This window comes from Pseudomonas frederiksbergensis (genome assembly GCF_017114915.1).
Lineage (GTDB): Bacteria > Pseudomonadota > Gammaproteobacteria > Pseudomonadales > Pseudomonadaceae > Aquipseudomonas > Aquipseudomonas frederiksbergensis_I.
In genome coordinates, this window is sequence record NZ_JAAUOE010000018.1 from 81,659 (window position 1) to 103,474 (window position 21,816).

Annotated in this window: 16 protein-coding genes; 3 read left to right on the top strand and 13 right to left on the bottom strand. The window is 60.2% G+C overall.

All coding sequences use genetic code 11. The features are described from left to right. Positions 1–103: 103 nt before the first annotated feature. The 12 genes from HCU66_RS14995 to ccoN (HCU66_RS15050) form a co-directional block, all read right to left on the bottom strand. A complete protein-coding gene (locus HCU66_RS14995) occupies positions 104–643 on the bottom strand; it encodes a FixH family protein (protein ID WP_205889213.1) in 540 nt (179 codons plus the stop codon). 11 nt (positions 644–654) lie between these two features. Next, positions 655–2,070: a cytochrome c oxidase accessory protein CcoG gene (ccoG, locus tag HCU66_RS15000; RefSeq protein WP_205889214.1), complete on the bottom strand. Its 1,416-nt coding sequence runs from the start codon at positions 2,068–2,070 to the stop codon at positions 655–657. A 205-nt stretch (positions 2,071–2,275) separates the two neighbouring features. Continuing rightward, positions 2,276–2,686 carry a type II toxin-antitoxin system VapC family toxin gene (locus tag HCU66_RS15005; RefSeq protein WP_205889215.1) on the bottom strand — a complete coding sequence of 137 codons (411 nt, stop codon included), beginning with the start codon at positions 2,684–2,686 and terminating at the stop codon, positions 2,276–2,278. Then, positions 2,686–2,940: a type II toxin-antitoxin system Phd/YefM family antitoxin gene (locus tag HCU66_RS15010; protein WP_205889225.1), complete on the bottom strand. Its 255-nt coding sequence runs from the start codon at positions 2,938–2,940 to the stop codon at positions 2,686–2,688. Before HCU66_RS15010 ends, HCU66_RS15005 begins: the two co-directional genes overlap by 1 nt. Before the next feature lie 186 nt (positions 2,941–3,126). Then, complete coding sequence (gene ccoP / locus HCU66_RS15015) at positions 3,127–4,110, bottom strand: cytochrome-c oxidase, cbb3-type subunit III (protein WP_205889216.1); 984 nt, start codon at positions 4,108–4,110, stop codon at positions 3,127–3,129. Then, positions 4,107–4,292 carry a CcoQ/FixQ family Cbb3-type cytochrome c oxidase assembly chaperone gene (locus HCU66_RS15020; protein WP_003175465.1) on the bottom strand — a complete coding sequence of 62 codons (186 nt, stop codon included), beginning with the start codon at positions 4,290–4,292 and terminating at the stop codon, positions 4,107–4,109. Before HCU66_RS15020 ends, ccoP (HCU66_RS15015) begins: the two co-directional genes overlap by 4 nt. 5 nt (positions 4,293–4,297) lie before the next feature. Then, complete coding sequence (gene ccoO, locus HCU66_RS15025) at positions 4,298–4,906, bottom strand: cytochrome-c oxidase, cbb3-type subunit II (RefSeq protein WP_009042961.1); 609 nt, start codon at positions 4,904–4,906, stop codon at positions 4,298–4,300. Continuing rightward, positions 4,906–6,348, bottom strand: coding sequence for a cytochrome-c oxidase, cbb3-type subunit I (ccoN, locus tag HCU66_RS15030; protein ID WP_205889217.1), 1,443 nt, complete (start codon positions 6,346–6,348; stop codon positions 4,906–4,908). Before ccoN (HCU66_RS15030) ends, ccoO (HCU66_RS15025) begins: the two co-directional genes overlap by 1 nt. A gap of 484 nt (positions 6,349–6,832) precedes the next feature. Further along, positions 6,833–7,786 carry a cytochrome-c oxidase, cbb3-type subunit III gene (gene ccoP / locus HCU66_RS15035; RefSeq protein ID WP_205889218.1) on the bottom strand — a complete coding sequence of 318 codons (954 nt, stop codon included), beginning with the start codon at positions 7,784–7,786 and terminating at the stop codon, positions 6,833–6,835. Next, a complete protein-coding gene (locus tag HCU66_RS15040) occupies positions 7,783–7,998 on the bottom strand; it encodes a cbb3-type cytochrome oxidase subunit 3 (RefSeq protein ID WP_241015502.1) in 216 nt (71 codons plus the stop codon). The genes ccoP (HCU66_RS15035) and HCU66_RS15040 overlap by 4 nt, the downstream gene beginning before the upstream one ends. A gap of 3 nt (positions 7,999–8,001) precedes the next feature. After that, the gene (gene ccoO, locus HCU66_RS15045; protein WP_205889219.1) at positions 8,002–8,610 is read right to left on the bottom strand and encodes a cytochrome-c oxidase, cbb3-type subunit II; all 609 of its coding nucleotides are present in this window, start codon (positions 8,608–8,610) and stop codon (positions 8,002–8,004) included. Between the two features lie 10 nt (positions 8,611–8,620). Beyond that, positions 8,621–10,045, bottom strand: coding sequence for a cytochrome-c oxidase, cbb3-type subunit I (ccoN, locus tag HCU66_RS15050; protein ID WP_205889220.1), 1,425 nt, complete (start codon positions 10,043–10,045; stop codon positions 8,621–8,623). Between the two features lie 98 nt (positions 10,046–10,143). Between ccoN (HCU66_RS15050) and HCU66_RS15055 the strand changes: the two genes are divergently transcribed. Then, on the top strand, positions 10,144–10,824 hold the full coding sequence (locus HCU66_RS15055; protein WP_241015503.1) for an alpha/beta family hydrolase: 681 nt from the start codon (positions 10,144–10,146) through the stop codon (positions 10,822–10,824). Between the two features lie 121 nt (positions 10,825–10,945). On the opposite strand, the gene HCU66_RS15060 is transcribed toward HCU66_RS15055, so the two are convergent. Next, on the bottom strand, positions 10,946–12,511 hold the full coding sequence (locus HCU66_RS15060) for a methyl-accepting chemotaxis protein (RefSeq protein WP_205889221.1): 1,566 nt from the start codon (positions 12,509–12,511) through the stop codon (positions 10,946–10,948). A 324-nt stretch (positions 12,512–12,835) separates the two neighbouring features. Here HCU66_RS15060 and HCU66_RS15065 point away from each other — a divergent pair, with 324 nt between their 5' ends. Both HCU66_RS15065 and HCU66_RS15070 read left to right on the top strand, forming a co-directional pair. After that, positions 12,836–20,398 (top strand): type I polyketide synthase, encoded by a 7,563-nt coding sequence (locus tag HCU66_RS15065; RefSeq protein WP_205889222.1) that lies wholly within the window; start codon positions 12,836–12,838, stop codon positions 20,396–20,398. Between the two features lie 2 nt (positions 20,399–20,400). Further along, positions 20,401–21,750, top strand: coding sequence for an aminotransferase class I/II-fold pyridoxal phosphate-dependent enzyme (locus tag HCU66_RS15070; RefSeq protein WP_205889223.1), 1,350 nt, complete (start codon positions 20,401–20,403; stop codon positions 21,748–21,750). The last annotated feature ends 66 nt before the right edge of the window (positions 21,751–21,816 follow it).

Here is a 21,816-nt window from a genome sequence, read left to right on the forward strand (position 1 = left end):
CCGCTGAATCTCTGTCGTCGGGTAGGGCCTCTTCGCTGGCAAGCCAGCTCCTACAACGGTTCGCGTGATCCTGTAGGAGCTGGCTTGCCAGCGAAGCGCGACTTTATTTTTTCAGGTCTTCGGCGCCTTGCAGCGGCTCATCACCGAGCATCAGGTCCTTGGCATGGCTGACCTGTTCTTCCTCGAACATGCGCCAGATCCTGTCATCCTGCGCGCCCAGCAGTTCCACAAAGCGCCGGCCTTCGACCTTATCGCTCAACTGGCCAATGTAGCGGCCCTGTTCGGTTTCGCTGCGGGCCAGGGTGATCTTGCGATCTTTCTCCGGCTGGGTCGGCGAGATCAGGTTCAGCTCAAGGGTTTTGGGCTGGCTGTTGCCGCTCAGGCGCAGGTCGACTTCGCCGGTCACGTCATCCAGGTGTACGCTGGCGCGCAGCTGTAGGGTCTGGGCCAGCAGTTCACGGTCCAGGGAACGGTTGATACCTTTGCCGGCCTCGTAATAGTTGTCGTTGACCAGGTTGTCCGGGTTATTCACCGCGATGGTCACCATCGACAGGCTCAAGGTCACCGAGCAGGCCAGGATGGCGATGATGATCCACGGCCAAAGGTGCTTGTACCAGGGACTTGCGGCAGTTGCTGCGGGCATGATCACTTCTCTCAACGAATTTGTGGGCCGATGAATCGGCTCTTGGCTTCAACGTGGACGCTGGCGTCATCGGCATCCTTGAGGATGAATTTCACCTCGTTGGTGCTCGACGGCAGTTGTTCCGGTGCGCTGGACAACTCGACCGGCTGGCTGAAAATTTCCCCGGCGGCGACTTTAATCTCGCGCTGGCCTTGCAGCTTGAGGTCCGGCAGGCCGGTGGCCTCCAACACGTAGGTATGGTCGCGCTGGTCCTTGTTCATGATTTTCAGGCTGTAGACGTTTTCGATCCGGCCTTCGGCGTTCTCGCGGTACAGCACGCGGTCTTTACTGACATCGAAACCGACCAGCGAGCGCATGAAGAAAGCGGTCACCAGCAACGCAATCATCGCCAGCAACACCAGCGCGTAACCGATCAGGCGTGGGCGCAGTTTATGGGTTTTTTGCCCCGACAGGTTGTGCTCGGTGGTGTAGCTGATCAGGCCGCGCGGGTAATCCATCTTGTCCATGATGCTGTCGCAGGCGTCGATGCACGCGGCGCAGCCGATGCATTCGATTTGCAGGCCGTCGCGGATGTCGATGCCGGTCGGGCAGACCTGGACGCACATGGTGCAGTCGATGCAGTCGCCCAGGCCCTGAGCCTTGTAGTCGATGCCTTTCTTGCGCGGGCCACGGCTTTCGCCGCGACGCGGGTCGTAGGAGACGATCAGTGTGTCCTTGTCGAACATCACGCTCTGGAAGCGTGCGTAGGGGCACATGTAAATGCACACCTGCTCACGTAACCAGCCAGCATTGCCGTAGGTGGCGAGGGTGAAAAAACCGACCCAGAAATACGACCAGCCATCGGCTTCGCCGGTGAAGAAGTCGATCACCAGTTCTCGGATCGGCGAAAAGTAACCGACGAAGGTCATGCCGGTCACGAAGCCGATCAACAGCCACATCGTGTGTTTGCTGAATTTGCGCAGGAATTTGTTGGCGCTCATCGGCGCCTTGTCGAGCTTGATGCGCTGATTGCGGTCACCTTCGGTGACCTTCTCGCACCACATGAAGATCCAGGTCCAGACACTTTGCGGGCAGGTGTAGCCGCACCAGACCCGGCCGGCATACACGGTGATGAAGAACAGGCCGAAGGCACTGATGATCAGAATGCCCGAGAGCAGGATGAAATCCTGCGGCCAGAAGGTCGCGCCAAAAATAAAGAACTTACGCTCCGGCAGGTTCCACCAGACGGCCTGATGAGCGCCCCAGTTCAGCCACACCGTGCCGAAATACAGCAGAAACAGCACGGCACCGCCCGTCATCCGCAGGTTGCGGAACAGGCCGGTGAAGGCGCGGGTGTAGATCTTTTCTCGAGAGGCGTAGAGGTCGACGCTGTTGTTCGTGTTCTTGGCAGGTGGAGTGACGTCGTGTACCGGAATCTGATTGCTCATCATTGCATCCCACGGCAGTGGAAAAATGCCCCGGTCAGTACGTGCCGACCGCGGTCAAAAAGAGGTGTTGCAGTGGCGCAATGATACGCCTGTAGCTCTGGCACAAGGGTGCGACCTTTGGTCACGTTGGTGGAAATCAATTGACGGTGTAATGACTTGAATCAATTGACTTGTGAATTATGGACGATTACGCGAGTGTCGGTGCTCAGTCGGCCCATGGATTGATCAGGGCAACACCACTGGATTGAAAATCGCTGATGTTACGGGTGACCACCGTAAGGCCATGAACCAGCGCGGTCGCTGCGATCAGGGAATCGCTTTCGTTGGCGCGGTCCGGAACATGCAGGCTGGCACAGCGTAGTGCCACGGCGATATCGACCGGCAGGATTCTGGCATCGAAGGCTGGTATGACGTGGTGCTTCAGCCAACTGCGCAATACCTTCCCCTGGACGGGATCACGACGCTCCATTCGAAGCACTCCTGTCTCCAGTTCTTTCACGGTGATGGCCGAAATAAACAGGCGTGGCGCGATGACACTTTTGGCCCAGGCGACGACATTCGCGTCAGCCTGAGGTTTGCGCAGTTCAGAAATCACGTTGGTGTCGAGCAGAAACATCAGGACAGATCCACAGGTCGATGAATGATCACGGCACGCTCGGTTTCGAACTCGATGTCGGCTGCCTCTGGCATCACCAACAGATCGACGATGTTGGCGTTTATGCCAGTCAGTTTTTGGTACTCCTCAATGCTTAGCAGTACGTGAGCAGGCTTGCCACGGTCGGTGATGATAACCGGCCCATGACGAGTGGCTTTTTTGGCACTACTTGTGTCCTGGTTGAATTCACGGCTGGAAATGGTGGTGATGGCCATCATGGCTGACCCTCCTGAAAGTGCTTTGTAGAAACGTTACTACTCGGCAGGTCGTATCGCAATCTCATAGGGGGCCGGGTCGCTACCGCTGGTCGGTAGAGGGGGCGGACATGATTGTGTTGAAAACAAAACGGCCCCGCCAATTCTCATTGGCGGGGCCGCTTTTTGTAGCATCAAGCGTTAGCTTTACTGGGCGTTTGCCACCGGTGCTTTTTCACCGTGGGACAGGCTGTAAACATAAGCGGCCAGCAGGTGAACCTTGTCGTTGCCTTGCAGCTGTTCTTGCGCAGGCATCTGGCCCTGACGGCCGTAGCGGATGGTCTGCTGCAGTTGAGCGAAGCTCGAACCGTAGATGAACCCGGCCGGGTGGGTCAGGTCAGGTGCGCCCATCGCTGGGGTACCTTTGCCTGCCGGGCCGTGGCACGCCACGCAGTTGGCAGCGAAGAGCTTTTGACCGGCAACCGGGTCGGCCTTGGCGCCTTCCGGAAGCTTGCGGCCATGGAGGCTGGTCACCACGTAAGCGGCAACGTCTGCAACGCCTTGTTCGCCGATCACTTCGGCCCAGGCCGGCATCACGGCGTGACGACCGCCCATGATAGTGGTCTTGATGGTTGCCGCTTCACCGCCCCAGCGCCAGTCGGCGTCGGTCAGGTTAGGGAAGCCATAAGCGCCCTTGGCGTCGGAACCGTGGCAGACCGAGCAGTTGGAGGCGAACAGGCGGCCACCCATCTTCAGGGCTTGCGGGTCTTTGGCCACTTCTTCGATCGGCATGGAAGCGAACTTGGCGAAGATCGGGCCGAACTTGGCGTCCGACCTGGCCATTTCCTTTTCCCACTCGTGAACACCGGTCCAGCCGCTCTGGCCGTTGGCGAACGCGGTCTGCTTTTCATTATCCAGGTAGTTGTAACCTGGCAGCAGGCCTTTCCAGTTACCCAGGCCCGGGTACAGCACCAGGTAGCCGAGGGCGAAGATGATGGTGCCCACGAACAGCATGAACCACCATTTCGGCAGCGGGTTGTCGTACTCCTCGATCCCGTCGAAGGAGTGGCCGACCGTTTCTTCGGTGGCTTCGCTGCGCTGGCCCCTACGGGTGGACAGCAGCAGCCAGGTCAGGGCGAAGATGGTGCCGAGACTGAGGACTGTGACGTACAGACTCCAGAACGTAGTCATTCTTTGTTACTCCTAGAAGCTTGCTCGACGTGCTTGATGGCTTCGGGATCATCCGCAAAAGGCAGCAAGGTCGCGTCTTCAAACTCCGACTTGCGCTTGGGGCTGAACACCCACAACGCCAGACCGATGAAGGCCACCATCACAACAACGGTGCCCAGGCCACGAATCATCCCGATATCCATCTAAATCACCGTTTGCTTTTGATGATGGTGCCCAGGCCTTGCAGATAGGCCACCAGCGCGTCCATTTCGGTTTTGCCCTTCACAGCATCCTTGGCGCCGGCGATATCTTCGTCGGTGTAAGGGACGCCGAGCGTGCGCAAGACTTCCATTTTCTTGGCGGTGTCTTTGCCGTCGAGCTTGTTTTCCACGAGGAACGGGTAAGCCGGCATTTTCGACTCGGGCACTACGTTGCGCGGGTTGTACAGGTGCGCACGCTGCCAGTCATCGGAGTAACGACCGCCGACACGGGCCAGGTCCGGACCGGTACGCTTGGAACCCCACAGGAACGGGTGGTCCCAAACGCTTTCACCGGCGACCGAGTAGTGGCCGTAACGTTCGGTTTCAGCACGGAACGGACGGATCATCTGCGAGTGGCAGCCGACACAACCGTTGGCGATGTATACGTCGCGGCCTTCCAGTTCAAGGGCGGTGCGAGGCTTCATGCCCTCGACCGGCTTGTTGGTGACGTCCTGGAAAAACAGCGGAACGATTTGGGTCAGGCCGCCGATGCTGACGGCGATAACCATGAAGAAGGCCAGCAGGCCAATATTCTTCTCGACTGCTTCATGCTTCATCAGTGAGCTCCAACTACAGCAATCTTGGTAGCGGCTTCGGCTTCAACCGGGTTCGAGGCGCGAACGGTACGGAACACGTTGTAGGCCATCAGCAGCATGCCGCTGGCAAAGAACGCACCGCCCAGGGCGCGAACGATGAAACCGGGGTGGCTGGCTTGCAGCGCTTCGACGAACGAGTAGGTGAGGGTGCCGTCGTCGTTGATTGCACGCCACATCAGGCCCTGGGTGATGCCGTTGACCCACATCGAAGCGATGTACAGCACGGTACCGATGGTCGCGAGCCAGAAGTGCGCGTTGATCAGGCCGGTGCTGTGCATCTGCGCACGGCCGAACAGTTTCGGAATCATGTGGTAGATCGCGCCGATCGAGATCATCGCTACCCAGCCCAGGGCGCCGGCGTGTACGTGGCCGATGGTCCAGTCGGTGTAGTGCGACAGCGAGTTGACGGTCTTGATGGCCATCATCGGGCCTTCGAAGGTCGACATGCCGTAGAACGCCAGCGATACCACGAGGAAACGCAGGATCGGGTCGGTGCGCAGCTTATGCCAGGCGCCCGACAGGGTCATCATGCCGTTGATCATGCCGCCCCAGCTTGGCGCCAGCAGGATGATCGACATCGCCATGCCCAGGGACTGAGCCCAGTCCGGCAGTGCGGTGTAGTGCAGGTGGTGCGGACCGGCCCAGATGTACAGGGTGATCAACGCCCAGAAGTGCACGATCGACAGGCGATAGGAATAGATCGGACGCTCGGCCTGTTTCGGCACGAAGTAGTACATCATCCCCAGGAAACCGGTGGTCAGGAAGAAGCCCACGGCGTTGTGCCCGTACCACCACTGGATCATCGCGTCGGTCGCACCCGAGTAGGCGGAGTAGGACTTGAACAGGCTGACCGGCAGCGACATGTGGTTGACGATGTGCAGCATCGCGGTCACGACGATGAAGGCACCGTAGAACCAGTTACCGACATAGATGTGCTTGGTCTTGCGCTTAACGATGGTGCCGAAGAACACCAGACCGTAGGTGACCCAGACGATGGCCAGCAGAATAGCCAGGGGCCATTCCAGTTCCGCGTATTCCTTGGTGGTGGTGAAACCCATCGGCAAGGTAATGATCGCGCCGACGATCACCGCTTGCCATCCCCAGAAGGTGAAGGCCGCGAGGCTGTCGGAAATCAGTCGCGTTTGGCAGGTTCGCTGCACGACGTAATAGGAAGTGGCAAACAGTGCACATCCACCGAAGGCGAAAATCACCAGGTTGGTGTGCAACGGGCGCAGGCGTCCAAAGCTCGTCCATGCCAGACCGAAGTTCAACTCCGGCCAGACCAGTTGCGAGGCGATGAAGACACCAAGCCCCATGCCAAGGATCCCCCAGACCACCGTCATGATGGCGAACTGGCGGACTACCTTATAGTTATAAGCAGTCGGACTGATTGCTGTGCTCATTCTAAGGTTCCACGGTTTGGGTGTTTTATTAGGATTAAAAATCGGCCGCAAGTATGGAGAAAGCAGGGGGTCATTGCAACGCGCCATGACCTGGGTCAATGCTTTCAAAAGCTGATTCTGCGGCCTTTCCATGCGCCGTGTAAGGACAAAATTGCCCCCGGACAAAATGTCGCAGCGGATGAAAGAGGCGAGGGGGATCAGGTCGGTTGTAACGGGGTGTGTTCAAACACGAAGAACGGCTGATCGACGGCAATTGGCACGACAGCCGGTATCTACCAGCCTTTGCGGCCTGTCATCGAGCAGATTCGTCGAACACATCGGGTTGGGTCGACCTGGAACCGGCGCTGGCCAGTCCGCATCGCAGGGAAGCTTAGACCCGAATCGGATGAACCGAAAGGAGGACTAACGGAGGGTGCGACAATGCGTCGCAAAGGGGCAGGGAACTGCCGCATTCGCGAGAATGCGGCAGCAGAGCGGTCGAGAATTATTCGTTTTTGCCGTCAGCCTGCAAACGATCTGTATTCAGGCCATGGGACAGGCTGTACACATACGCAGCCAACAATTGCACCTTATCGTTGCCGAGCAGTTCATTCTGCGCCGGCATATGGCCCTGGCGACCATGACGAATCGTTTGTTCAAGCTGCGTCAGGCCTGTTCCATAGATAAATCCGGCCGGTTGCGTCAGATTCGGCGCCCCCATGGCTTCAGTGCCCTGGCCGTTTGCCCCATGACAGGCTACGCAGGTGGTGCTGAACAGTTGCTGTCCGGCTTGCACGTCGGCACCGCTGCCTTCGGGCAGTGGCAGGCCTGCCAGTTCATGACGCACATAAGCGGCGACGTTCTTCACGCCCGCATCACCGAGAATTTCACCCCAGGCCGGCATCGCGGCCATGCGACCGCCCAGGATGGTGGTCTTGATGGTCTCGGCGTCGCCGCCCCAGCGCCAGTGGCTGTCCGCAAGGTTGGGGAAGCCGAACGCGCCCTTGGCATCCGAGCCGTGGCACACCGAGCAATTGGACGCAAACAGCCGACCGCCCATTTTCAGCGCTTGCGGGTCTTTGGCCACTTCTTCCACCGGCATGGCGGCGAATTTGGCGAAGATCGGCCCGAACTTGGCGTCAGCCTTGTTCATCTCCTTTTCCCATTCGTGCACGCCGGTCCAGCCGTTTTCATAACCGGGCAAGATGCCTTTCCAGTTGCCCAGGCCCGGGTAAAGCACCAGGTAACCGACGGCAAACACCAGGGTTGCGGCGAACAGCATGAACCACCACTGCGGCAGCGGGTTGTCGTACTCCTCGATGCCGTCGAAGCTGTGGCCCATGGTCTGGTCGACGCTGCCTTTGGTTTCGCCCTTGCGGGTGCCGATCAGCAGCCAGGTCAGGCCGATCAGGCTGCCAATGGTCAGTACGCAGATCCACGTACTCCAGAAGGTGGTCATGACCGGGTACTCCTTGTTGTTGCAGATTCTTGGGTTGTGTCTTGTTGCGGCTCGTCAGCGAACGGCAGCAGGCGCGCTTCGGCAAATTGCGGATTGCGCTTGCCGTTGAACACCCACAGCGTCAGGCCGATGAAGGCCACGAACACCACGACCGTGCCCAGGCCTCGGATCATTCCAGTGCTCATCTCGCTCTCTATAAAAGACATGGGCATGATTCACCTCTTGCTCTTGATCGCAGTGCCGAGCACTTGCAGGTAGGCGACCAGCGCGTCCATTTCGGTCTTGCCCTTGAGGCTGGCCACCGCGCCGCTGATGTCGTCGTCGGTGTACGGCACGCCGAGGGTGCGCATGGTCTTGAGCTTGGTTTCGGTGTGGCTGCCGTCGACCGCTTGCGTGACCAGCCACGGGTAGGCCGGCATCTTCGATTCCGGCACCACGTTGCGCGGGTTGTACAGGTGCGCACGGTGCCAGTCATCCGAGTACCGGGCGCCGACCCGGGCCAGGTCCGGCCCGGTACGCTTGGAGCCCCAGAGGAACGGGTGATCCCAGACGCTTTCCCCGGCCACCGAATAGTGGCCATAGCGCTCGGTCTCGGCGCGGAATGGACGGATCATCTGCGAGTGGCAACCGACGCAGCCTTCGCGGATGTAAATGTCACGACCTTCCAGTTGCAGCGCGGTGTAGGGCTTCATGCCTTCCACCGGTTTGTTGGTCACGTCCTGAAAGAACAGCGGGACGATCTGGGTCAGGCCGCCGATGCTCACGGCCAGCACCATCAGCAACATCAGCAGGCCGACATTTTTCTCGATTGTTTCGTGTTTCATGGCGGACTCCTCAGGCGATCTGCGCGGCGGCGGTGGCTTCGGCAGGCTGCGAGGCCCGCACGGTGCGCCAGGTGTTGTAAGCCATCAGGAACATGCCGCTGAGGAAGATCGCGCCGCCCACCAGTCGCACGATGAAGCCCGGGTGGCTGGCCACCAGGGTTTCGACGAAGGAGTAGGTCAGCGTGCCGTCCTCGTTGACCGCGCGCCACATCAGGCCCTGGGCGATGCCGTTGACCCACATGGAGGCGATGTACAGCACGGTGCCGATGGTCGCGAGCCAGAAGTGCGCGTTGATCAGGCCGATGCTGTGCATCTGTGTGCGGCCGAAGACTTTCGGGATCATGTGGTACAGCGCGCCAATGGAAATCATCGCCACCCAGCCGAGCGCGCCGGCGTGAACGTGGCCGATGGTCCAATCGGTGTAGTGGGAGAGGGCGTTCACCGTCTTGATCGCCATCATCGGTCCTTCGAAGGTCGACATGCCGTAGAAGGCCAGTGACACCACGAGGAAACGCAGGATCGGGTCGCTGCGCAACTTATGCCAGGCCCCCGACAGGGTCATCATGCCGTTGATCATCCCGCCCCAGCTCGGCGCCAGCAGAATCAGCGACATCACCATGCCCAGCGACTGCGCCCAGTCCGGCAGCGCGGTGTAGTGCAAGTGGTGGGGACCCGCCCAGATGTACAGGGTGATCAGCGCCCAGAAGTGCACGATCGACAGGCGATAGGAATACACCGGACGTTCGGCCTGTTTTGGCACGAAGTAATACATCATCCCGAGAAAACCGGCGGTGAGGAAAAAGCCCACGGCGTTGTGGCCGTACCACCACTGCACCATGGCATCGGTCGCACCGGCGTACAGCGAGTAAGACTTGGTGAAACTCACCGGCAATTCCAGGTTGTTGACGATGTGCAGGATCGCCACGGTGATGATGAATCCACCGAAGAACCAGTTACCGACATAGATGTGTTTGGTTTTGCGCTGCATGATCGTGCCGAAGAACACAATCGCGTAGGCCACCCAGACGATGGTGATCAGGAGGTCGATCGGCCATTCCAGCTCGGCGTATTCCTTGGAACTGGTGTAACCCAGCGGCAGGCTGATGGCCGCCAGCAGGATCACCAGCTGCCAGCCCCAGAAGCAGAACGCGGCGATTTTCGGCGCAAACAGTCGGGTCTGGCAGGTGCGTTGCACCGAATAGAAAGAACTGGCGAACAGGGCGCAGCCGCCAAAAGCGAAGATCACCGCGTTGGTGTGCAGCGGGCGCAGGCGGCCGAAGCTGGTCCATGGCAAGTTGAAGTTGAGTTCGGGCCAGACCAATTGGGCGGCGAGAAAAACCCCGAGCCCCATGCCGACGATGCCCCACACCACCGTCATAATGGCGAATTGGCGGACCACCTTGTAGTTGTAGGCGGTACTGATAGAAGTGTTCATGGTTCCCCATCCACGGTTCAGCCGAAGTGAGCTCGCTTGCAACAAAAGGCAGCGCGCCCTTCGCCTGGAGTTATAGGCAGACTAAAAGCGAGGCAAGCATGGACAAACAGCACAAGGCCAGTATTGACGGGGATCAATGGGCGCAGTGCGTACGGGATCATGGATGGTTGTGGAATGCCGCCTCGGGCAAGGCATCGGCGACATTGATCCTGGCCCATGGCGCAGGCGCGCCGATGGACAGCGGCTGGATGAACGATATGGCTGCGCGCCTTGCCGCACAGGGGGGCAACGTGTTGCGCTTCGAGTTCCCCTACATGGCGCAACGGCGTATCGATGGCAGTAAACGCCCTCCGAACCCGGCACCCAAATTGTTGGAATGCTGGCGTGAGGTGTATGCCCTGGTGCGACGCCATGTCGCTGGGCGCCTGGCCATTGGCGGCAAGTCCATGGGCGGGCGGATGGCCAGTCTTTTGGCTGATGAGTTGGGTGCGGATGCGCTGGTGTGCCTGGGGTATCCGTTTTATGCGGTGGGCAAACCAGAGAAGCCGCGGGTTGAGCATTTGGCGGGATTGAAGACGCGAACGTTGATCGTGCAGGGCGAGCGGGATGCGCTGGGCAATCGGGAGGCGGTCGAGGGTTACACGCTATCGCCAAGCATCGAGGTGATGTGGCTGGTGGCCGGGGATCACGATTTGAAGCCGTTGAAGGCTTCGGGGTTTAGCCATGAGCAGCATTTGGACGCTGCGGCAGGCAGGGTGGCTACGTTTCTAGGTCAGTGATCGTTCCCACGCTCCGCGTGGGAATGCCTCAATGGACGCTCTGCGTCCGCTGTTGGGACGCGGAGCGTCCCGGGCTGCATTCCCACGCGGAGCGTGGGAACGATCAGGAGGGGCGCAACAATCAGCGGTTAAACCGCTCCACCAACGAATACTGGGTATTTGCAGTCCTGGTCAGTTCTTCACTCAACAGTGCCGAGTTCTGTGCCTGTTCCGAGGTCTGGTCAGCCAGTTGCGAGATGTTGCTGATGTTGTGGCTGATTTCTTCGGCCACGGCGCTTTGCTCTTCGGTGGCGGCGGCGATCTGGGTGGTCATGTCAGTGATGTGGGCCACCGCTTCGCTGATACCCACCAGCGCCTGGTCCGCTTCCAATACCCGCGCCACACCTTCTTCGGCCTGGCGATGGCCAGCCTCCATGGTTTGCACCGCCGAGCTGGCGGTCTGTTGCAGCTTGGCGATCAGGGCGTGGATCTGCCCGGTGGATTCACTGGTGCGTTGCGCCAGTTGCCGGACCTCGTCGGCCACCACCGCAAAACCACGGCCCATCTCGCCAGCGCGCGCGGCTTCAATCGCGGCGTTCAAGGCCAGCAGGTTGGTCTGGTCGGCAATGCCTTTGATCACATCGACCACACCGCCAATTTCCTCGCTGTCCTTGGCCAGTTGCGTAACCGTCAGACCAGTTTCACCAACCACCACCGACAGGCGCTGAATGGCCTCACGGGTTTCCCCGGCAATGTCGCGACCGCGACCGGTCAGGCGATTGGCTTCCTGAGTGGCGTCGGCGGTGCGCTGCACGTGGCTGGCGACTTCCTGGGTGGTGGCAGCCATCTGATTGACGGCGGTCGCCACTTGCTCGGTTTCGACGCGTTGACGTTCCAGGCCGGTGGAGCTGTTGTGCGCCAGGGTGTCGGACTGTTTCGCTTGCCCGGTCAGGTGCTCGGCGGTGTCCTGCAGACGGGTCAGGCAGGTTTTCAGGCGTGCTTCCTGGCTGAGGATCGACATCTCCAGACGCGCCTGGGCGCCACGGCTGTCGGTGTACATCTGCGCGATCAGCGGGTCGGACGTGGTTTGTTCGGCCAGACGCAGCAGACGCTTGATCCCGCGCTGTTGCCAGCCCAAACCGATCAGGCCCAATGGTACCGAGAGGCCGGCGGCGAGGGCGAAGCCCCATTGCGACGTCAGGGTGGCGCCAATCATGAAGCTCAGCTGGCTGACGAGAATGAACGGCAGCCAGTCCTGAAGCACCGGCAGCCACTTGTCCCGTTTCGGTACCGCCGACTTGCCCTGGTTGATGCGTTGGTAAAGCGCTTCGGCACGGCGGATCTGTTCGGCGGTGGGTTTGACCCGCACCGACTCGTAACCGATTACCTGATTGCCCTCGAACACCGGTGTGACATAGGCGTTAACCCAGTAGTGATCACCGTTCTTGCAGCGATTCTTGACGATGCCCATCCATGGCAAGCCTTGTTTGAGTGTATCCCACATATGCGCGAACACCGCCGCCGGGACGTCAGGGTGACGGACCAGGTTATGCGGCGCACGGATCAGTTCCTCACGAGAAAACCCGCTGATGTCGATGAATGCCTCGTTACAGTAGGTAATCATGCCCTTGGCATCGGTGGTGGAAATCAACCGTTGCTGAGCCGGAAAGGTCCGTTCGCGTTGTGTAATGGGTTGGTTGTTACGCATGGCTTTTTTCAATCCGCAAGGCTTTCAGGCGTTATCGGCTGCGTCGCGGATTTATTGAATGTTTTTTCAGGACCCTGCGAGTGTCTCAAATTCCCGACCTTCGTTGGAAGGTCCGACCTGCTCCAGGTGGAGCTTTTCAGGTTTCCCTTAGTGGACTCGGCGCGTATGATTCGCCGCTATTTTGCGTAGGGTGTTATCTACGGTCAGGGTTTTGTAAGTTACGTAACACGCAAGGTATCGCCGGGTTTCCAGCATTTACATTCATGGGATTTGATTGTTGTTCAGCCTTTGGAAAGGGGCTGGGGATGAAAAGGGTTAGTCGCAATGCGTAAGAAAGTTGCAATCATCGGGACGTCGTTCCGTTTTCCAGGCTCCACTTCTGCAACTTTTTGGCCGCACCTGCTGGACAGGCAGAGTTTTATCACCCAAGTGGATTTTTCTCGCTGGTCCAGGGACGAGTTTTTGCACCCGGACAAGGCTAACCCTGCAACGTCCTATACCTTTGCCGCCGGTTCCCTGGGCGATATTTCCACGTTCGACGCCGGCTTCTTCAATATTTCTCCTCGTGAAGCGGCGGTCATGGACCCTCAGCAGCGGCTGTTGCTGGAGCTTGGCTGGGAAGTGTTCGAGAACGCCGGGGTCAAACCGTCGAGCCTGCGTGGCAGCAATTGCGGTGTTTACCTTGGGATTGCCAGTGTCGACTACGGTTATCGCCTGACGCATGACCTGTCGACGGTTGATGCGGCAACCGCTACCGGCAATACCTTCAGTATCGCGGCCAACCGCTTATCTTTTTTTTATGACCTGCAAGGTCCGAGCATGGCCATCGACACGGCGTGCTCTTCTTCCCTGATTGCCTTTCACCAGGCTTGCCAGGCCATTCAGAACGGCGATATCGACCAGGCGATTACCGGCGGTGTCAGTCTGCATCTTCACCCTTTCGGCTTCCTGATTTTTTCCAAGGCCTCAATGTTGTCGCGCACGGGGCAATGCCATGTGTTCGATGAGTCTGCCGATGGTTATGTCCGCTCTGAAGGCGCGGGACTTTTCTATCTGAAGGATTACGACAAGGCGATCGAGGACGGTAACCAGATCCTCGCAGTCGTTGCCGGCAGTGCGGCCAATACCGATGGGCGCAAGTCGAGTCTGACCATCCCCAGTGCGGACGCGCAGATTGCCCTGATGAAGCAGGCCTACGACAGTGCCGGCATCAGTGCCACAGACATTGATTACCTGGAAGCTCATGGTACGGGCACGCCGGTCGGCGATCCTATCGAGAGCCGGGCCATCGGTGAGGCGCTGGGGCAGCAGCGCCCGGCGGATCAGCCACTGCTGATCGGTTCGATCAAAAGCAACATCGGGCATCTTGAGGCAGCCTCGGGCGTCGCCGGCTTGATGAAGGCGTTGTACTGCGTGATCGAACGCAAGGTGCCGGCCACCATCGGCATCAAGAAGCTCAACCCGAACATCCCTTTCGCTGACCTCAACCTGAGTGTGGTCACCGAAACCCAGGCGCTCAAACCCAGTGGAAAACTGGTGGTAGGGGTCAACTCTTTCGGTTTCGGCGGGGCCAACGCCCATGTCATTCTGGAAAGTCCGCCACAGACGCTACAAGCCCCGAGCCAGACGGGGCGGGCAGTGCCGCTGATGGTCTCTGCCAAGGACAGCGCAGCCCTGGCGACCCAGTCCGAACAGATCGCGCAATACGTTTGCAGGCCGGACGCGGCAAACCTCTACGACGTGGCCTACCAGTCGATGTTGCGCCGCGAGTTGCACCCGCAAAGGGTTGTGGTGTTTGGCTTCGATGCACAGTGCAGCGCTCAGGCACTACTGGATTTCGCCACGGAACCGGGCGTTCCGGCGTTGTCGACCGTGCTGGAAAGCGGTCGTGCCCTGGATCAGGCCAAAGGGCCGGTGTTCGTCTTTTCCGGTAATGGATCGCAGTGGCAGGGCATGGGCAAGTCATTGCTGGCCGACCCGGTTTTCCATCAGGCGCTTGTCGAGCTGGACGCTATTTTTCAACCGCTGTCGGGTTATTCGTTGATCGCCGAACTGGCGGGCGAGTTGGGCGATGAGCGTTATCAGTTGACCGAGTTTGCGCAACCGGCGCTGTTTGCATTGCAAGTGGGTGTCACCCGCATGCTGGCCGAAAAAGGTGTCATACCGGTGGCTGTCATTGGCCACAGCGTGGGTGAAGTCGCTGCTGCCTGGGCCTGCGGTGCGCTGACACTGAACGACGCCACGCGTGTGATCTTTCATCGCAGTCGCCTGCAAGGCTTGACCAAGGGCTACGGCAAGATGTCGGCGGTAGGCTTGTCCGGTGCAGACACGGCGAGTTTGTTGCAGGCGCTTGGCCTGGACAGCGAACTGGTGGTCGCCGGCGAGAACAGCTTCAAAGGCGCGACCGTTGCAGGTCCTGTGGCTGCGCTGGAGATTCTGGAGCAGGCGCTGACCGAGCGGCAGGTATTCGTTCGCCGCCTGGGTCTCGATTATGCGTTCCACTCGCCGGCCATGGAGGTGATTGCCGATCAGGTCATCGACGTGTTGAGTGACATCGTCCCGGGTCCCGCCGCTATCCCGATGTACTCGACCGTGACCGGCGACGTGCTGGTCGGCGAAGACCTGGACGCCGGGTACTGGTGGAAAAACATTCGTTATCCGGTGCTGTTTGAGTCCGCCAGTGTGGCGCTGGTCGGGCAGGGCTACAACGTATTCGTGGAGATCGGGCCGCACCCGATCCTGCGTGCCTATGTGGCCGATGCAATGGCCAGCCAGCCACTGCAAGGTGTGGTGATCCCGACGCTGCTGCGAGGTGAAGAAACCCCGCAGTTGATCGATCGAACGTTGGCGAAGCTGCTGATTGCCGGCGTCGACATTGACCTGCAGTGCCTGTTTCCTCACACCGGCCGTTTCGTGCAGCTGCCTAATTACGCCTGGCAGCGCGAACGTCACTGGCACGCAGACACCCCCGAGTCTTCCGGCAACCTGCGCCGGGAGCGCGTCCATCCGCTGTTGGGTTATCCGCTGCCCGAGCATGAGTTCACCTGGGACAATCGCCTGGATACGCAACTGTTCCCGTCCTTGGGCGACCACAGGGTGGGCGACTCTGTGTTGTTTCCGGGTGCAGGTTTCACCGAGCTCGCGCTGGCCGCTGCATTGCAGTATCAACCCGGTGCGTATGTGGAAATCGAAGAGCTGGAAATTCACAGCCCGCTCTTGCTGCATGCCGATTTCAGCAAAAAAGTCCGGGTGACGATCGACAGCGCCGACGGTGCCATTTCCGTTGTGTCGCGTAGCACGGCCCAGGCTGAACCGTGGGTGCAGCATATGGTTGCGAGGATTCCCGGTGAAGCGCGCGGCGGATCGCTGGCCTCTATCGCTCCGGTTTTGCCGGCGCGCGCGCCTGACTTCACCATGGCGGAGCACCTGACGTTGACCCGTGCGGTGGGCCTCAATTATGGCCCGTCTTATCAAGCGGTCGAGGCCGGCTGGATCGATGGCAACCAGGTATTGGCGCGGTTGACGGTTCCGGCGCCGATCGAGGCTGAACTGGCCACGCTGAATCTGCACCCGGCGCTGCTGGACAGTGCTTTTCAGCTGATTACCCAACTGCTGCGCCAGGATGCCGACAATCACATGGGGCTGGCCTTTATCCCGGTGAAACTGGGGCGCATCAGCTTCGCTGTCGACAGCCTGCCGCCGTGTCTGGCCCAGGTCACACTGGTGCGACGCTCAGCGCATTCTCTGCTGGCAGACTTCACGTTGTACGACGTCCATGGCCGCGCGGTCATCTGCATCAAGGATGCCCGTTTCCGTGGCGTCCGGTTGCACAAGGATCGCAGTGGCGACATCAAACTGGTGGACTTTGTCGGAGTGGCCAAACCCTATCCCGCCAATGAACGCGCATTGCCACGGGTGGGTTCGCCATTGCAGACCCAGTTGCGGCAGCGCCTTGACGCTATCGCCGATGACCCCGGGCTGGCCCGTTATGCCGATGAAATCGACCCTTTGCTTGACGGTCTGTGTGGCAGCTTCCTGTTGGAAGCCATTGAGAAACTGGGCGGTGAGCTGACGCTGCAGCAGCGCTCCACCTGGGAAACGGGCAGTTATCTTGAGCATCTGCTTGAGCAAGCGGTGGAGGATGGCAACCTGGTCACGAGCGCCAGTGGCGGTTGGCAGCTTGCCGATCAAGGCGAGCGAGCCAGTGCGCAAGCCATCTGGCAGGAACTGTTCAGCAGTTATCCCGAGCACTTCCAGATCATCCATTCGGTCGGTCGGATCGGCATGCACCTGCTGGAGCTGATCAGCGGCCAGGCAAGCCTTGCGCAACTGTTGCCACGGGAAACCACGCCTGCCGGATTGACCCGCCTGGTGCTCGGTGCGTCCGGTCAGCAGGCGTTGCTGGGTGGCCTGCGCGAACACATCGGCCAACGCCTGAGCGCGCTGCCTGAGGGGCAGCGCCTGCGTATTCTCGAGCTGGGTTTCGAGGGGGCACCGCTGGCAGCAGACCTGTGTGTGGGCCTGAATTTCGACCGGGTCGATTATCAATACTCGGCGCGGAACATTGAAACGGCATCGATGCTCCAGGCTGACTTCCCGGATCTTCAGGTCCTGACCCTGGAAGCGTCGGAAAAAGTCGCTCGGGTGCCGGCCAACAGCTTCGATCTGATCCTCGTCGCCACCGACTTGGCACCGCTGGAAGCCGTCAGTCAAGGCCTGCTCCATGGCGCTGCAAGGTTGGCTGCCAACGGTGAAGTGCTGCTGCTGGCGCAACACCCTGCGCGTTGGGCTGATTTCACTTTTGGTGCCGAGCCTTGCTGGTGGCTGGCCCGGCCGGGGCTACAGGCGTTATCGGTGCAACAGACCCCGGGATTCTGGCAGCAGGAACTGCGGCGTCATGGTCTGAAGGTGTCCGAGCCTCTGGAGTTCATGCCTGGCCTGGCGTGCGGCGGTTACCTGTTGCTGGCCACCGAAGAGAGCGCCAAGGCGCTCACGGTTGCCTCTGAGTATCCGCGTCAGCGTTGGTGGCTGATCGCCGACGGACAAGGTCCTGAAGCACCCTTTGCCAAGGCACTGGCGTCGATGTTGAGCGAGCAAGGTCAAGACGCCGCACTGCTTGCACCTGACTCGGCAGGGGTTCTGGCGCAACAGTTACATCAATATCCGGTGGTGCCGCAACACGTGGTCATGCTGGCCGGCCTGTTCGCACCCCAGGGGCTTGATGCGCAGGCAGATCGCTGCATGCTCGCCGCCGCCATCACCCAAGCCTGTGAATCGGCCGGCGTCGCTGCGGATTGCTGGTTGCTGACCTCTGGCGCCGCCGCACATTTGTTACCCCAGGGCACCCACCAGGAAACAACGGTGCAAGCCATCGCCGATGCTGCCTTGTGGGGTTTCGGTCGAACCTTGACTAACGAAGCGGTCGGCTGTCGTGTCCGTCTGCTCGATCTGGCGCCTGGCGCCGGCGTCGAGGCCCTGGTGCCAGCGCTGCTCAATGTTGATGACGAAACCGAACTGGCGGTCAGCGCGGCGGGCGATCGTTACGTCGCACGGCTGCGAGTCCAGCCTGATGCGTTGCCGGATCATGCGGGGCCGCAGGCGCAGGCCCGGATCAAACTCGGTTTCGATCTTCCGGGGCAATTGCGCAATTTGCGCTGGGAAGCACGCGCGCCGCGGGTGCCGGCCGACGATGAGCTGGATATCGAGGTTCAGGCCACCGGTTTGAACTTCCGCGATGTCATGTACGCGTTGGGTCTGCTGTCCGATGAAGCGATCGAAAATGGCTTCTCGGGACCGACGCTGGGCTTCGAGTTTGCCGGTGTGGTGCGCGGAAAAGGGGCGTTGGTCGAGGGTGACTTCCAGCCGGGCGACCGAGTCGTCGGCTTCGGCCCGTCGAGTTTCGCCAATCGCCTGACCACTAACGCCAACGCGGTGGCGCGCATTCCTGAAGGCATGTCCTTCGAAGCGGCGGCGACCATCCCCAGTACGTTCTTCACCGTGTATTACGCCGTGCATCACCTGGCGCGTCTGGAACCGGGAGAGAAGATCCTGATTCACGGTGCAGCGGGCGGCGTCGGCATTGCCGCGATCCAGATTGCAAAATGGTGCGGCGCCGAAATCTACGCCACGGCGGGCAGCGACGAGAAGCGCGATTTCCTGCGGCTGATGGGCGTCGAGCATATCTTCGACTCGCGTTCGCTGGCGTTCGCCGATGACATCCTGAGTATCACCGATGGCCGCGGCGTGGATGTGGTGCTCAACTCCCTGGCGGGCGAGGCGATCAATCGCAACCTGCGGGTACTTAAGCCCTTTGGTCGTTTCCTCGAACTGGGCAAGCGCGACTTTTACCAGAACACCAGGATCGGCCTGCGACCGTTCCGCAATAACATCAGCTACTTTGGCATTGATGCCGACCAGTTGATGAGCGAGCGTCCGCAGCTGACCCGTCGGCTGTTTGGCGAAATGATGGCGCTGTTCCGCGACGGGATTCTGAGCCCATTGCCGTATCGCGCCTTCGACGCCAATGAAGTCGTCGAAGCGTTCCGTTACATGCAGCAGGCAAGACAGATCGGTAAGATCGTCGTGACTTATCGCACGCCGATCCAGGGTGTTGTCACCGCGCCGGTTTCGCAACCGCCGGCATTGACATTGGCCGCGGACGCCAGCTATCTGGTCACCGGCGGGCTCAGCGGTTTTGGCCTGCGCAGTGCGCAATGGCTGGTGGAAAAAGGTGCGCGTCACCTGGTCCTGCTGGGCCGTCGCGGTGCCGCGACAGAAGAAGCGCAGCCTTCGCTGGCACTGTGGCGCGAACAAGGCATCGAGGTCCAGGCGCTGGCCTGCGATATCACCGACGCCGCGCAACTGGCGTCTGTCATGGCACACATTGAAGCCAGCGCCCGGCCATTGCGTGGCGTGGTGCATGCGGCGACGGTGTTCGATGACGGCTTGATCCGCAACCTGACCCGTGAGCAACTGCAGCGCGTTCTCGAGCCCAAGGCCAAGGGCGCGCAGTACCTGCATGAGCTGACGGCCCATCTGTCACTGGACTTCTTCGTGCTGTTCTCCTCGGCCACGACCTTGTTCGGTAACCCGGGGCAGGCCAACTACGTCGCCGCCAACCATTGGCTCGAAGCGCTGGCGCGTCATCGCCTGGCGCTGGGGCTGCCGGCCACCAGCGTACTCTGGGGGGCCATCGATGATGCGGGTTTCCTGGCGCGCAACCAGGACATCAAAGACGCCCTGCAAAGCCGCATGGGCGGTGCTGCCTTGCAGTCGCAAGCGGCACTGCAAACCCTGGAACGCTTGCTGTTGCAGCGACGTTCGGGGCTGGGCGTGCTTGAGCTGGACTGGAAAGCGCTGTCGCGATTCCTGCCCGCCGCCGGCTCGCCCAAGTTCAATGAGCTGGCCAGGTTGCACGGTGGTGAGCAGGACGAAGAAAGCGATGTTGACGATATTCAGCGGCTGTTGGCGGAAATGGACGACCCCGAGCTGATCGAGCTGTTCGGTGAAATGCTCAAGCAGGAAATCAGTGAGATTCTGCGTTTGCCGACCAGCAAACTGGACGCCTCGCGGCCGCTGCAAGAGTTGGGGCTGGACTCGCTGATGAGTGTCGAGCTGGTGGTGGCCGTCGAGGAGCGATTTGGTGTGCGTCTGCCAGTGATGGAGCTGAGCGAAGCGTCAAGCATCGGCAAGATCACCGTTCGAATCCTCGAGCTGCTGCGCGGCAATCAGGAGGGCGATGGGCAATCGGAGAGTGGAAATAGCTTGCAGTCACTGGCGAGCGATACGTTCTCTCGCCACGGAATCGACCTTTCCCGGGACGACATCGCGCAGTTGAGCGACGGGCTCGACGCCCCGGCTTCGAAACCTTCACGTTTGATTAATTGACCATGACCCATAAAACCACGCCCGGGCTTGCCACTTCGATGAAGGACAAGCTGATTCAGCAAGCCCTGGAAAGGCGCATGCGCAAGCTCGACGATGGCGCTCCAAGCCCTTCGCTCAAGGACGTCAAAGGCGCCTCGCGCGGGGGGTTCGAGCAGTTCTGCCGATTCGATCAGCACCCGGGCTATCAGCAGTTGCGCCTTATGCTCGACGGCGCCGCGCGCTTCGGCCTGGCCAATCCGTTTTTCAAGTTGCACGAAGGCCTGGCAGGGGCCGAAACCGTCATGGGCGGTAGTCGCTACGTGAACTACGCAAGCTACAACTACCTGGGCTACTCAGGGCACCCGGTTGTCGCTGAAGCCGCCAAAGCGGCCATTGATCGTTATGGGACCTCGGTATCGGCCAGCCGTCCGGTGTCGGGAGACCGTCCGATCCATCGCGAACTGGAACAGGAACTGGCCCGGCTCTATGAGGTGGACGACGCCATTACCTTCGTCAGTGGTCATGCGACGAATGTGACCACCATCGGTTATCTGTTCGGTCCGCGGGATTTGATCCTGCATGACGAACTGATCCATAACAGCGTTCTGCAGGGAATTCAGTTGTCCGGTGCCCGGCGCCTCGGCTTTGCCCATAACGATTGGGAAGCGGTTGATCGGGTGCTGAGCGATCAGCGTCAGCATTTCGAACGTGTGTTGGTGGTGGTCGAAGGCATCTACAGCATGGATGGTGATTTCCCGGATTTGCCACGCTTCGTTGAACTCAGGAGCAAACACCAGGTGCTGCTGATGGTCGATGAAGCGCATTCTCTGGGCGTCATGGGGCAGACTGGCAAGGGCATCCGCGAGCATTTCGGCCTGGCCGGCAGTGACGTGGATATCTGGATGGGGACCTTGAGTAAAAGCCTGGCCAGTTGCGGTGGCTACATCGCCGGTGAATCTGCACTGGTCGAACACCTCAAGTTCCTGGCGCCGGGCTTTCTCTACAGCGTCGGCATGCCGGCACCGGTGGCGGCGGCAGCGTTGGCAGCCTTGCGTTGTCTACCCGAGGATGGCGAGCGCGTTGCCACCTTGCAGGTCCGTGGCAGGCAATTCCTCGAGTTGGCCAGGGACGCGGGGCTGGACACCGGCACCAGCACGGGTCTGGCAGTGGTGCCGATCATCACCGGCAGTTCGCTCAAGGCCGCCCAGCTGTCCAGCGCGTTGTCCCATCGAGGTATCAACGCCCAACCGATTCTTCATCCGGCGGTGCCCGAGAAATCGGCGCGTGTGCGCTTTTTCATGTCGTGCCTGCACACCTCGGAGCAAATTGCCGAAACCGTCGCCATTGTTGCGCAGGAATTGCAAAAGCTATAAGCGAAGACGGCCTCGAGCCTTGCAGTGGCCATGAAAACGCCTTCGCCGGCAAGCCGGCTCCTACAG